Origin of the sequence: Rhodohalobacter sp. 614A (genome assembly GCF_021462415.1) — a bacterium.
Taxonomy (GTDB): domain Bacteria; phylum Bacteroidota; class Rhodothermia; order Balneolales; family Balneolaceae; genus Rhodohalobacter.
In genome coordinates, this window is the sequence record NZ_JAKEDS010000002.1 from 487,495 (window position 1) to 500,665 (window position 13,171).

The window sequence follows — 13,171 nt, forward strand, 5'->3', positions numbered from 1 at the left end:
CGATGTCAAAAAAGAAACTCTTTCTACTCGACGGAATGGCGCTTGCATACCGGGCACATTTCGCATTTATCAATAGCCGGCTAAAAAACTCGGAGGGAATTCCGACCGGGCCAATTCTTGGTTTTGCAAATACGGTGGAAAAGATGCTCGAGGAGGACAAGCCCACGCACATCGCCGTGGCCTGGGATACGCATGAACCGACTTTCCGCCACAAAATGGATGAGGAGTACAAAGCCAATCGTCCGCCGCAACCGGAAGAACTGAAAGTTGGCATTCCTCTGATGAAAGAGATGTTAAAGGCGTGGGGAATTCCCTGTATTGAACAACACGGGTATGAAGCGGATGACATTATCGGGACAATTGCAAACGGTGCCAATGCCGATGACGTGGACGTGATGTTGGTGACGCCGGACAAAGATTTTATGCAGCTCGTTCATGATCACATTAAAATGATGAAACCCGATAACAAGGACGGCGGTTTCAATATTATCGATCGGGAAGGGGTGAAAGATTATTTCGGAGTTTATCCTGAACAAGTTATTGATGTGCTGGCGATGATTGGAGATACATCCGATAATATCCCGGGCGTTCCGGGTATCGGCAAAAAAGGCGCTCCAAAGTTAATTAAAAAATATGGTTCGCTGGCAGCGGCCATTCAGGACGCTCCCAACATTTCAGGAAAGAGGGCGCGTGAAGGTCTGACGGAATTTGCCGACCAGGCACTTTTAGCCAAGGAGATGGTCACAATCAAAACAGATGTGCCGGATGTTGAAGATTGGGAGAAGCTGGAGTGGAAAGGACCGGATAACAAGAAATTGGGCCTTTTCTTCAAAAGAATGGAATTTCGAACATTAACGCGAAAATATTTGGGTGAACAAGGTCCGGTTGCTGAAAAAAGCGGTGACCAGGTTGACTTGTTCGGCTCGTTTAAAGAAGAGGCGCCCAAACAGGAATTGGATGAAGAGAAGGTTAACTATGAGTTGATAAACACTATTGAGAAGTTGAAAAAAGTTGTACAGATCTTTCAGGACAAGAGCGAATTCTGCTTTGATACGGAAACGGATGGGCCCGATCCGGTGATCGCCAATTTAGTTGGAATTGCACTTTCAGCTATGCCTGGTTCAGGGTATTACGTTCCGGTGAACGTAGAAGGCGGACTTGATGAAAGGGAAGTGATAGATATTATTCGCCCGGTTTTTGAGAATCCCGATTCCATTAAAATTGCCCATAATTACAAGTTCGATTATTTGATTTTATCGCGGGCGGGAATTGATATCAAAGGAAAAGCATTTGATACGATGGTTGCGGCTTATCTTGTGGATGCTACTCAGAAATTGAAAATGGACGAACTTTCCAAGGGATTGCTGAATTACAAACCGGTTCCGATTGAAGAGCTGATCGGGAAAGGGAAAGCTCAAAAGTCGATGGCAGATTTGAGTCCGGATGATGTGTATTTGTACGCCTGCGAAGATGCGGATATTACTCTTCGATTGCATGAAATTTTAAGTAAACAGCTTAAGAAAGATGAGTTGGAAGAGATCGCCTTCAACGTGGATTTTCCCCTGATGGAAGTGCTGGCTGATATGGAGTATAAAGGTGTTAAGCTGGATACGGAGATGCTCGCCGGGTTTTCTAAAGAGCTGGAAAGTGATTTGTTGGAGCTTGAAAAAGAGATTTATGAAAAAGCAGGAGAGGAATTCAACATAAATTCACCTCAACAGTTGGGTGTGATTTTGTTTGAAAAGCTGGAGTTGCCCGCAGGAAAAAAAACCAAAACCGGTCAGTATTCAACGGCAGAATCGGTATTGACGAATCTTGCAGCGAAGTACGAAATGCCAAGTTTGATTCTGGATTACCGGCAGTTGACGAAACTGAAATCAACTTATGTGGATGCTCTTCCGGCGCTGATAAAACCGGAAACCGGTCGCGTGCATACGGATTTTAACCAAAGTGTAGCGGCAACGGGACGATTGGCCTCCTCTAATCCAAACCTTCAAAATATCCCGATTCGAACCGAACGTGGTCGGGAAATCCGAAAGGCGTTTATTGCTGAAGAAGGATATAAGTTGATGTCTGCTGATTATTCCCAGGTTGAGCTTCGGGTGATTGCGCATATCGCCCAAGACCAGGCGATGATCGAGGCGTTTATTAATGACGAGGATATTCATTCCAGAACCGCAAAGGAGATTTTCAGCCTTGATTCGATTGACGAAGTAACACCCGATCACCGGCGAAAAGCCAAGGAAGTGAATTTTGGGATTCCGTATGGTGTGAGTGCGTACGGATTGGCCTCTCGCTTGGGAATTGAGAACAGTGAAGGAAAAGAAATGATCGATCAGTATTTCGAGCGGTTTCCAAAAATTCTGACTTACATTAATGATACAAAGGCTTTTGCACGCGAACATGGCTATGTAAAAACCATGATGGGCCGGCGGCGGTATATTCCGGATATCAAATCGGGCAACTGGAATGTGCGCGGATTTGCCGAGCGAGTCGCGATCAATATGCCGATCCAGGGAACAGCGGCTGATATTATTAAACTGGCAATGATCAACATTCACAACTGGCTGGAAGAAAACCAGAAACAGAGCCGAATGCTGCTACAGGTACATGATGAGTTGGTGTTTGAAATCCACGAAAGCGAATTGGATGAAGTGCCGGCAAAAATCCAAGAGTTAATGGAATCGGCAGTGGATCTTGTTGTTCCATTGAAAGTAGATACCGGAATTGGCGAGAATTGGTTGGAAGCTCATTAGGAGATTCGTGAAGCAGAGCTTTGGGGAGGCGTTTCGAAGGAGGACCTTCGGAACGAGTTTTGCTGAAAACAGAGTCCCTTTTTAAATCCAATTACTTCTACTTGTCACCTACTTGTTCCGAAGCTCTGCTTCGGAACACACACCTTGGAAGCTCAGCTTCAATCGTAACTTTCAGAATCCTTCAATAATTTCTCACCGGTTTCCAGGTAGTGATTCATCGATTTCTCCCACCACTTCATGGATCTACAGAAATCGTCTTTTAACTGATTTTCGATATAGAAATTCGCTTCATCACTCAGTGCCGTGTATTGATAGCGGATGTGAACGTTCGTCAGTTCATCGGCAACTTTCTCAAGATCGATATTGATACGGATCACATTTTCTCCGGGTGACACCCTGAGGAATTCAATTTTATAATCCATTGGGTCGTATTGAGTGACATGCCAGACGGTTTCATGCTCGCCATGATGTGGCGTGGTAAAAACACAATCCTTCTCAATCAATCCGGATGCGGAATGGATCATTTTACAGTTCCATCCATCAAGCCAGTCGTTTTCCCGAACCGGACAAAGAAGCGGAAAAACTTCATCCACACTCCCTTTATTTGACTGGATGTAACAAAACGTTTTTTGTTTTCCCTGGAATGACATAGCTCATTCAATTAGATATTGGAATGTATAAAATTTCGGGAAAAAATATGTCAGAATAAGAGTTGGGATTTAGGACAAGGCTTTATTTTTCGCCTCTTCTGAAGAAATCACCGGTACAATTTTAAACTCCATTACATCGTCCCAGTTTGAGATCCACTGGTGAATTTTTTCTTCGGAATCCGTTTCCATTACCTGGTAGCATTTTTCCATGTTCTCATCAATCCAGCTATGGATATAGGTGAGCCCTTCCGGTTGCATGCGTCCTTTCTCTTCAAGTCGTTTGTAAATCTCATTGACTTGTCCCGGTTTGAAAGTTTCAATGATCATGTATGTCATGTTTCTCCTCTTGTCAGTGTGTTTTTTTAAATGTACAAATCCATTCAATTTTAGGCTGATTTTTTAAGATTTATCGAGCATTCGCTTTCTCATGTTTGTATTTTTAAAGAAAGAGAATTTTTAGAGAGTACTATGAGAAGTTTAAACAGACGGGCAAAGATCACGGGGACCGGTTCTTATCTTCCAAGTAAAACCATTAAAAACAGTGATCTTCATGTTGAATTTGCATCGAAAGATTCCTGGATTCAGAAGAACCTGGGAATAAAGGAAAGAAGAATTGCTGATCCCTCTGAGGCGACCAGTGACCTTGCAGCTAAAGCTGGGCAACGCGCAATAGAAAGTGCAGGCCTCACCCCACCGGATATCGATCTTATTATAGTAGCGACAACTACACCAGACCGGCCGGCACCATCCACGGCCTGTATTGTCCAGGAAAAAATCGGAGCGTTTAATGCCGCCGCGTTTGATTTGGCAGCGGTTTGTTCGGGTTTTTTATATGGAATGACGGTTGCCAACCAGTTTATAGCCACTAAAATGTACGAGCATATTTTGGTGATTGGAGTAGATGTTTTCTCGCGCATTACGGATTGGGAGAGAAGAGATTGTATTTTTTTCGGAGATGGTGCAGGGGCCGCTGTTTTTTCACCGGCGGGAGATTCTGAAGGATTTTTGAACTTTCGGCTTCATGCAGATGGCCGGGGAAAGTTTCACTTTACGATTCCGGCTGGGGGATCCGAAATACCGGCAACACCAGAGACACTCGATAAGCGGCTTCACTTTTTTGAAATGAACGGACGAGCTGTTTATGAAACGGCCACAAAAGTCCTTCCGGAGGTGATTCTTGAAGTTTTGGACGATGCCCATTTAACGGTTGATGACATCAAACTTGTGATTCCCCATCAACCCAGCATTAAAGTTTTGAAAGAAGTGGCGAGAATCATCAACATGCCTTTTGAAAAAGTAATGACCAATATGGCACATTATGCGAACACTTCCGGCGGTACGATTCCCATATTGCTTGACGAAGTCGTGCGGGCCGGTAAGATCAACAAAGGCGATCTGATCCTGTTTGCAGCTGTAGGAAGCGGCTGGACCTGGGGCGCTTCCATTCTGAAATGGGCTTAAAAATTACACAATGATCAATTGAGAAGAGTGTGTCATATTGAGCGCAATTCCGAGTTTTTTTCACTCAGAATGAAGTCGAAATATGAGTTTTCAGTTTCGCACCGATTTAAAACTGTCAATGTTGCGGCATGAGCAAGTCTTTCACTCGCATCTTTTTTTTAGAAAGAAAACTTTGCATTCGAATTCATTTCTCAATTTTAAATTTAAGCAGTTTCTGAAAGTCCACAATGAAGGAATTATCCTTTACGATCATTGAGACGCCGCGTCCCTCGGCATATTTTCTGGCTTTAGATAACTCCTTTTTCAAATTTTCGCTGATGTCAGATTCAAGAATTTTAGAAACAGTTTTTTCTCCAAAGACAAATGAAGCTCTAAAAAAGCCATCGTAGATAATGATAAAAAACAGGTTCCTCTTTTTGAGGAATGTCTTCAATATCCATCCGTTTTTTGGGCCATAAAATTTCCACTCCTCAACTGTTTCTCCGGCTATTTTTTTGACTGTTTCCCGAAGTTCCAGAAGAGGCGTATAAGCCTGTTTTAGTTTTTCCCTGATTTGAACTTCATCAGGTGTAATATTTTTCTCATGAAATGCACTTTCTGTCATGATAAACCTCCTGATTTTTAAGTTTGAATACAGACTCCTCTATGAAACATAAATAGCTGAGTAGTCAAATCAAATAGAAATTCTTAACTCTGTTTTTGATGAATGCTCAGAATCAGGCTTATCAAGAAACCAGGACAAACTCTGTCCGTTAATATTTTTTGAATGAATTTTATTTTCCTTCGCAACGTAAAAAAATCCAAATACAAAGCAGATCCAAAGAATGGTTTTCTTACTCAATATCGAGATTATATTTTTCCAGGAGGCCGGGTAATCCATTGAGGGAAAATTTGGCTTTATTGATATTGTTGATGACAGGATCAATAGAAAAATTATACGATGACTTGAAGTCGGCTTTCTTAAGATTTGTGTTTCTGAAAATGGCCTGATGAAGATCGCAATTCGCAAAATTACAATCTGAAAGATTGGTTTCGGTAAAATCCACCTCTTTAAGATTACAATCCAGAAAAGAAATGTCTTTGGGATTTATTTGGTAGAAAGAGGAGAGGCTCAGGTTGCAGCCGTGGAAATGGATAGAGAAAAGAAATTCATTGCAATCTTCAAAGCGTAATCCCACCAGTTTACAATTTTGGAAGGCAACTTCATTGAAAAATACATCATATAACCTGGATGAGCTGAAATCACAATTTTCAAATTCACATTCAATGAAATGGATTCCCGTAAGATCCGAATTTGGTAAAATGCAGTTAACAAACCGGCAACTTTCGTAGTCGCCGGCATCCATTTTTTTTAGCCCTTTAAAGGTTTGATCTGCGAAATATGAAGCCGACATGCGGGAGTGGGTGCTTCTTCAAACAATATCAATTGTCGTTCTATTTGAAAGAGTAGCTTATTCTTTATTATAAGCCTCAAGTGCGGCATCAAGGCTCGTATGATGATCAAATACAGTATTCAACTGAGAAACCATCAACAAACTGGAAATCCGTTTGTCGGCATTACACAATTTAATGTCGCCATCATTTTTTCGAACAGTATTCAATCCACCGATGAGTATTCCAAGACCGGATGAGTTCATGAACTTCACATTTTCAAGATTGATAATAATCTTTTTCTTGCCTTCATCAATCAATTTATGGATTTCATTAGAGAAGGTTTCGGCGTCCGGTCCGCCCATAATTCTTCCTTTTAAATCAATGACTACACAATTGTACTTTTCAGATATGCTATAATTCATGGTCCCCTAAATTTAGTGGTTTATTGGTGGAGGAAAATTACAATTTAAATTATTAAAAGCTAATAATAGTTCGACATTAAATATTCATATTGAATCAAAAAAACCAATTATAATATTATAAGAAAGTAGTTTGATATGAATTTTCTTTTATATTGGCGAATAAATTGATGTGGATGATTTTAAATGATCATTAATTCATTTGATGAAAAGTGAAAAAACTTTTACCAGAAGCATTAATGAATTAGAAAATATTTTCAGTTTCCTGGAAGTTAATGGAGAGAGATTTCATATGAATGAAAGGAACCTTCATGATCTTGAACTTTCGGTTGAAGAAATTTTCACAAATATGGTTCGTCATAATTCGAGCTCCAACCAGGCTATTGAAATATCGATAGAGCTTGATGACGGACAGATTTTAACTTGCTTAACTGATCACGAAGACACGCCTTTTGATTTTACTCAACTCGGTGAGATTGATTTTGAAGAATATATAGCCAAAAAAAAATCCGGCGGCTTAGGAATTTTTCTTGTGAAAGAATTGATGGATGAAGTGAGATTTGAACACCTGAACGGGAAGTCGAAAATCACAATAATAAAAAAAGCTTGAGGTTTTAAATGCTTACTATCGAAAAAAAGAGTGCGAATGAACTGAAGTTTATTGGCCGTTTAGATGCAAGCCAGGTAGAAAAAGCTGCAAACCATCTTTCAAAAAAAGAAGAGACGATTACGATAGATATGTCGGACCTAGATTACATTTCCAGTATGGGATTGAGCATTTTGGTTAATACCTATAAGCGGTTGAGTGAAAACGGACACTCAGTTAAATTAAAGCACTTGAATAATCACGTAAGAGCCGTTTTTAAATATACCCGCCTCGACCAGGTTTTTATTATTGAATAGTTCTAAATTTATTCAGTTTTTTAGATACTTTATTTCAGATATTTTTGATTAGGGGTCTTCGGTAATTAATAAATAAGGTGAATGGTCAGGGCAAGTGATAATGAACTTGTAGAGCAGTGTTTACAGGGTGATAATGGGGCATTTAATGAATTGGTTGAGCGGTATCAGTTAACGATGTACAGGACTGCTTTGTCTATCGTGAAGAATCCGGAGGTAGCCAAGGATGTTACTCAGGATGGATTCATAAAATCGTGGGAAAAGCTTGGTACATTTGATCCTGAGTATAAATTTTATAGTTGGCTGTATAGGATCATTGTCAACGAGGCTTTAAACAAAGTTCGGCAGAATCAAACTTTTGAAAGCATCTCCAATCAAAAAACCGCCGGCACTACACCTTTTAAACAATTAGTACAGAAAGAAGAAAACCGTCAACTCTATGAAGCGATTGAATCACTTTCCCCAGAGTTTAGTGCGGTCATTTTTTTAAGACATTTTGAAGAGTTGAGCTACCGGGATATTGCCGAAGTTCTGGAGATTGAAGAGAAGACGGTAAAGTCGCGACTTTATGGGGGAAGAATGAAACTCCGGGAAAGTCTATTTGTAGATCGTTAGGGTAGAATCTTATGCGAACCAAGAAAATTTTAAAAACTTACCAACTTTTTTGGTTGTGATGTGTAATTAAAGTAAAACAGTTTGTTGAAATTGTATCTCTGTTGGTTTTGAGGATACAATTATAATGGCGCAGCAATGGAAAATAAGATTATAGAATTAATTCAGGCAGAGATTGACAGTGAGAATTCTCCTGAAGAAAGTAAGAAACTTGAATCGATTCTTAATAATAATGAAGAGGCTCAATCTCTACATCATGATCTGCTGGAAATCTCTGAGAAGATGAAAGATCTAAAATCAGAATTTGAGCTCCCGGAGGGAATTTCGATGCATATAAGTAAGGAAATAGCAAAAAAACCAAAAACCGGTGAACTAAAAAATTTGGCAAGTTAACGGCTAATCCAGCTTTTCATAAGCTGATTACCCGCAGTGGTTCTGATATTGAAAAAAACTAGGTCGATATGTGATCGGTGGTTAACAAGCCGGTCACTCTTTTTCTTGAAAATAATAGTTGAGCAAAAAGACAAAAATGTCTCAGTGATATGAGGCATTTTTCTATTTAAAGGATCTGATATTCAGGCAAGTGAATTTTTTTCGGTCTGTGGGAGACCTCATTTTTAAACGTGGTTTATACTCGCCCCGTTTAAAAATTGAACTGAGAAGATTGATAGCACTTTATGATTCAGGAGTCCGGCAGTGTTTCCAGAATACTGAGATAGGAATTGTACCTCTCGGGATCGATTTTTCCTTCATCAAACGCTTCAATTACACCACAAGACGGCTCGTGATAGTGCGTACAATTATAATATTTACAACCCTGTCTAGGTTCAATCATCTCAGGAAAGTAAAGAGACAATTCACTTTTATCGATATTAACAATTCCAAACTCGCGAATGCCGGGAGTATCCACAATATAACCGCCGGTTGTTAGTGGAACCAGTTTGGCAAATGTAGTGGTGTGTTTGCCTTTGTTAGAGTAAGCGGAAACGGCATTCACTTTTAAATCCAGTTGAGGATCTATAGCATTTAATAAGCTGGTTTTCCCCACACCGGATGGACCAATAAAGACGGATACTTGTCCTTTCAACTCCTCTGAAAGCCTTTCTAATGAGTCTTCATCATCTTTTGAGGTGATAAGGAATTCATATCCCAAATCCCGGTATAAGTTTTTCAAATCCTCCAGGAATCTGTTGTCTTTATGATTGGCAAGATCGTTTTTATTTATAATAATTCCGGCGGGAACTTCATACGCTTCACAGGTCACCAAAAAACGATCGATAAAACCGGGTTTTAACTTTGGCTGTTTGATACTTTGAACAACCCACGCTCTGTCGACATTTGAAACGAGTATTTGTTCGCCCCGGCGGCCATGGGTAGCCTGCCTGGGAATGTAATTTTCTCTCTCCTTGATTTCCTTTATGGTGCCGGCACCGTCTTTTTCAATCTCAACATTTACAAGATCGCCAACAGCAATGGGATTGGTCACTTCGCCGGTATCGAGGCGGAATTTGCCAGGCAACCGGCAATCCACAGTTTTTCCGTTTAGAGAAACTTTATACCATTTGCCGGTAGACTGAATAACACGACCTTCCTTCACATTGCTTGTGTCAAGATTAATAAATTTTTAGCAGTGCAATTTAAAATATAAGCACAAAATAAAGAAGCCATCCTTTAAGGTTAAAGGATGGCTTCGTAATGATCGTAATCTTTAAAAATTAATTGGGAGCGAGTTCTTCATGAACGCCTTCCCGAAACTCCTCAATCATTTTATCATTAAATGCAGGAATGTCATCAGGATTTCGGCTGGTGGTTAATCCCTGATCAACCACAACTTCTTCGTCCACCCAATTCACACCGGCATTAATCAGGTCGGTTTTAATAGATGGATAGGAAGTCATTTTCCGGCCATCCAGCTCTTTCGTTTCAATCAGGATTTGTGGTCCATGACAAATAGCTGCTATGGGTTTGCCGGCATGTAAAAAACCGGTAACAAACTGAATAGCCTTTTTATTCATTCGTAACTGGTCGGGATTTAATACCCCACCAGGCAGCAAAAGATTATCAAAATCTTCAGCCTTCGCTTCGTCCAGATTTACATCAACTTCGTATTCATCGCCCCAGTTTGTATGATCCCATGCTTTTATGGTTCCACTTTCGGGAGCGACAATAAAAGTCTCCGCACCAGCCTTTTCCAAAGCTTTTTTCGGTTCGGTCAGTTCTACTTCTTCAAATCCATCGGTTGCTAAAATGGCAATTTTTTTACCTTTAAGTTCTTCAGTACTCATGATTACGAATAGTTTTAGTTCTCATTTTATCTTGTATTTATTTAAAGAAAATGAAGGCTATTTTGTTCCATTTTTCTTCAGTCAAATCCTTTTGAATTCCTGGTTCAAAAATTCACTGAAAATAAAAAAGCCCCAGAATGTGGGGCTTTTAGTTGTGTGTGAAAGAAGTTTTTTACTCCATTACCAAGCTTTCAGCACTGGTATCTTTTGTCCTGCCGGACGCCCCATTGTGCGATTTATGTTCATCGGAAACTTTAAATCGCTTTTGAGGGTCGGTAACAGGTTTTTCTTCAAGTACAATGTCGAGAATGGGATCCATCCGTTCTATATATTGAACCTCAAGACCACCCAATACATCCGACTCAATTTCATCGACATCTTTCTCATTCTTCTTAGGCAACACTACTTTTTTAATGCCTGAACGTTTTGCGGCAAGCACTTTTTCTTTGATACCTCCAACCGGCAGAACCAATCCACGAAGGGTGATTTCACCCGTCATAGCAAGAGAGCCTTTTACTTTTCTTTGAGTAAAGATGGATGAAACTGCTGAAAAAATACTGATTCCGGCGGATGGCCCATCTTTAGGAACGGCCCCTTGCGGCACGTGGATATGAAGATCCCAATATTTAAAAGCATCCTCGGGGATATTTAATTTATCGGCGTGAGCTTTTAAATATGAAATAGCAAGCATGGCAGATTCCTTCATTACATCGCCAAGCTGTCCAGTGATATGAAGTTTGCCACTGCCTTTGCTAACACTTGCCTCAATAAAGAGAATGTCACCTCCGTAAGGAGTCCATGCAAGTCCGGTGGATACACCAGGAACAGTGGTTCGCTCGGCCACTTCTGAGAAGAATTTCTGCTTGCCAAGTATTTCCTGGATGTCATTCACTCCAACACTTTTTTCGTCGATGTCATCACTGGCGATTTGTGCAGCCACATTTCTGCATACGGCAGCTATTTGACGTTCCAGATTCCTTACACCGGATTCCCGTGTGTACTCATCAATAATTTTTTCGATAGCAGCTTTAGAAATTTTGATCTGTTTTTTAGACAAACCATTTTCTAGAATTTGTTTCGGAATGAGATACTTACGCGCAATTTCAACTTTCTCTTCCAAGGTGTATCCACTGATGTTGATAATCTCCATTCTGTCACGAAGGGGCGCTGGAATAGTATCCAGTGAGTTCGCTGTTGCGATAAACATGACTTTGGAGAGATCGTATTCCAGTTCAAGATAATTATCTGTGAACGAGTCATTTTGTTCGGGATCAAGAACTTCAAGCAGGGCAGAGGTCGGATCACCCCGAAAATCAGATCCTACTTTATCAATCTCGTCCAGCATCATGACCGGATTTCCTTTTCCGGCTTTTTTCATTGCACGGAGAATTCGTCCCGGAAGTGCGCCAATATAGGTTCTTCTGTGTCCACGAATTTCAGCTTCATCATGAATACCACCGAGACTAAAGCGTTCAAACTGCCTGTTCATGGCTCTGGCAATAGACTTACCCAACGATGTTTTTCCAACGCCGGGAGGGCCATAGAAACAAAGGATTGGCGCCTTCATATCTTTTTTCAGCTTTAATACGGCCAGATATTCAATGATTCGTTTTTTAACTTTTTCGAGTCCGTAATGATCTTCATCAAGAATTTTCCGGGCATGTTTGAGGTCCAGCTTATCATCGGAATATTCGCCCCACGGAAGATCCAGAATCCACTCTACATAGCTGTGAATAATTCCGTAATTCGGAGATGAATTTGGTGTCATTTCAAGCCGCTGAATTTCTTTTTCTGCGGCTTCTATAACTTCCTCTGGCACATCAACTTTACTTTCAAGACGTTCACGAAGTTTAGCAATATCTTGCTGTTCGCTATCTTCGCCAAGTGCTTCCTGTATTGCCTTCATCTGTTGGCGGAGATAGAAATCCCGCTGTTGATCGTCAATATCCGTTTTAACTTTCGAACGGATTTCTTCACTAAGATTTAAAACCTGAAGCTCTTTATTCAGGTGCTCCATTACCTTATCCAGCCGTTCTGAAAAGGTCTTGATTTCAAGCAAATCCTGTTTCTCATCAAGAGATACCTGGAGGTTCGAAGAAATAAAGTTCAATAAAAAGGTAGGGCTGGAAATATTATTAATTGCGATAGATGCCTCCGAAGGAATATTCGGAGATAAATTCACAATTTTAGAAGCCGTCTCTTTAATGGATCGCATGGATGCATCCCGCTCAATTCCTGAAACATCCATGTTTTGTTGAACGGGTTCTACATCGGCTTTAAAGAATGGATCGGTTTGCGTGAATTCCTCAATGTGGAAAACACTTTTTCCCTGGATGACAATACTCTTGCTGCCATCAGGCATTTTGATAAGTTTTAAAATTTGGGCTACAGTACCATATTGAAAGAGGTCTTGGGGATCCGGATCTTCAACAGACTCATCTTTCTGAGCTACTACACCAATGGTTTTGTCGTTTTCATAGGCTTCTTTAACAAGAGCAAGAGAACGGTCTCTTCCTACGGTGATTGGAACGACAACACCCGGAAATAAGACGGTATTTTTAAGGGGAAGAATAGGCAAACTATCCGGAATTTCTGATTCCGTAAGTTTTCTTTCCTCTTCTTCGCTCATCAGAGGAATTGCTTGTTCAAAATCATCAAATCCTTCATTTTGATCTTCAAATGCCGTCTGAAATCTGTTTTTATGTTCAAACATG

14 protein-coding genes are annotated in these 13,171 nt (G+C 40.5%); 6 read left to right on the plus strand and 8 right to left on the minus strand.

The window, feature by feature from the left end:
• The first annotated feature begins 2 nt into the window (after positions 1-2).
• Complete coding sequence (gene polA, locus L0B18_RS10875) at positions 3-2,756, plus strand: DNA polymerase I (protein ID WP_234571799.1); 2,754 nt, start codon at positions 3-5, stop codon at positions 2,754-2,756.
• 158 nt (positions 2,757-2,914) lie between these two features.
• Here the strand turns inward: polA and L0B18_RS10880 are convergent, their stop codons facing one another.
• On the minus strand, positions 2,915-3,406 hold the full coding sequence (locus L0B18_RS10880) for a hypothetical protein (protein WP_234571800.1): 492 nt from the start codon (positions 3,404-3,406) through the stop codon (positions 2,915-2,917).
• Between the two features lie 69 nt (positions 3,407-3,475).
• Positions 3,476-3,742: a DUF3303 domain-containing protein gene (locus L0B18_RS10885; protein ID WP_234571801.1), complete on the minus strand. Its 267-nt coding sequence runs from the start codon at positions 3,740-3,742 to the stop codon at positions 3,476-3,478.
• A gap of 132 nt (positions 3,743-3,874) precedes the next feature.
• Between L0B18_RS10885 and L0B18_RS10890 the strand changes: the two genes are divergently transcribed.
• Complete coding sequence (locus L0B18_RS10890) at positions 3,875-4,867, plus strand: 3-oxoacyl-ACP synthase III family protein (RefSeq protein ID WP_234571802.1); 993 nt, start codon at positions 3,875-3,877, stop codon at positions 4,865-4,867.
• Positions 4,868-5,051: 184 nt separating this feature from the next.
• Here the strand turns inward: L0B18_RS10890 and L0B18_RS10895 are convergent, their stop codons facing one another.
• The 3 genes from L0B18_RS10895 to L0B18_RS10905 form a co-directional block, all read right to left on the minus strand.
• Complete coding sequence (locus tag L0B18_RS10895) at positions 5,052-5,471, minus strand: DUF3788 family protein (RefSeq protein ID WP_234571803.1); 420 nt, start codon at positions 5,469-5,471, stop codon at positions 5,052-5,054.
• Positions 5,472-5,700: 229 nt separating this feature from the next.
• Positions 5,701-6,261 carry a pentapeptide repeat-containing protein gene (locus L0B18_RS10900; RefSeq protein ID WP_234571804.1) on the minus strand — a complete coding sequence of 187 codons (561 nt, stop codon included), beginning with the start codon at positions 6,259-6,261 and terminating at the stop codon, positions 5,701-5,703.
• Positions 6,262-6,318: 57 nt separating this feature from the next.
• Positions 6,319-6,663 carry an STAS domain-containing protein gene (locus L0B18_RS10905; protein ID WP_234571805.1) on the minus strand — a complete coding sequence of 115 codons (345 nt, stop codon included), beginning with the start codon at positions 6,661-6,663 and terminating at the stop codon, positions 6,319-6,321.
• Positions 6,664-6,865: 202 nt separating this feature from the next.
• Between L0B18_RS10905 and L0B18_RS10910 the strand changes: the two genes are divergently transcribed.
• From L0B18_RS10910 to L0B18_RS10925, 4 genes are all read left to right on the plus strand, one after another.
• Complete coding sequence (locus tag L0B18_RS10910; protein WP_255695621.1) at positions 6,866-7,270, plus strand: ATP-binding protein; 405 nt, start codon at positions 6,866-6,868, stop codon at positions 7,268-7,270.
• Positions 7,271-7,278: 8 nt separating this feature from the next.
• Positions 7,279-7,563, plus strand: a complete 285-nt coding sequence (locus L0B18_RS10915) for an STAS domain-containing protein (protein ID WP_234571807.1) — start codon at positions 7,279-7,281, stop codon at positions 7,561-7,563.
• Between the two features lie 81 nt (positions 7,564-7,644).
• Positions 7,645-8,175: an RNA polymerase sigma factor gene (locus tag L0B18_RS10920; RefSeq protein WP_234571808.1), complete on the plus strand. Its 531-nt coding sequence runs from the start codon at positions 7,645-7,647 to the stop codon at positions 8,173-8,175.
• 135 nt (positions 8,176-8,310) lie between these two features.
• The gene (locus L0B18_RS10925) at positions 8,311-8,565 is read left to right on the plus strand and encodes a hypothetical protein (protein ID WP_234571809.1); all 255 of its coding nucleotides are present in this window, start codon (positions 8,311-8,313) and stop codon (positions 8,563-8,565) included.
• 289 nt (positions 8,566-8,854) lie between these two features.
• Here the strand turns inward: L0B18_RS10925 and rsgA are convergent, their stop codons facing one another.
• The 3 genes from rsgA to lon form a co-directional block, all read right to left on the minus strand.
• Positions 8,855-9,769 (minus strand): ribosome small subunit-dependent GTPase A, encoded by a 915-nt coding sequence (rsgA, locus tag L0B18_RS10930; protein ID WP_234571810.1) that lies wholly within the window; start codon positions 9,767-9,769, stop codon positions 8,855-8,857.
• 118 nt (positions 9,770-9,887) lie between these two features.
• Positions 9,888-10,457 (minus strand): type 1 glutamine amidotransferase domain-containing protein, encoded by a 570-nt coding sequence (locus tag L0B18_RS10935; RefSeq protein ID WP_234571811.1) that lies wholly within the window; start codon positions 10,455-10,457, stop codon positions 9,888-9,890.
• Between the two features lie 172 nt (positions 10,458-10,629).
• Positions 10,630-13,170, minus strand: coding sequence for an endopeptidase La (lon, locus tag L0B18_RS10940; protein WP_234571812.1), 2,541 nt, complete (start codon positions 13,168-13,170; stop codon positions 10,630-10,632).
• Between the last annotated feature and the right edge of the window lies 1 nt (position 13,171).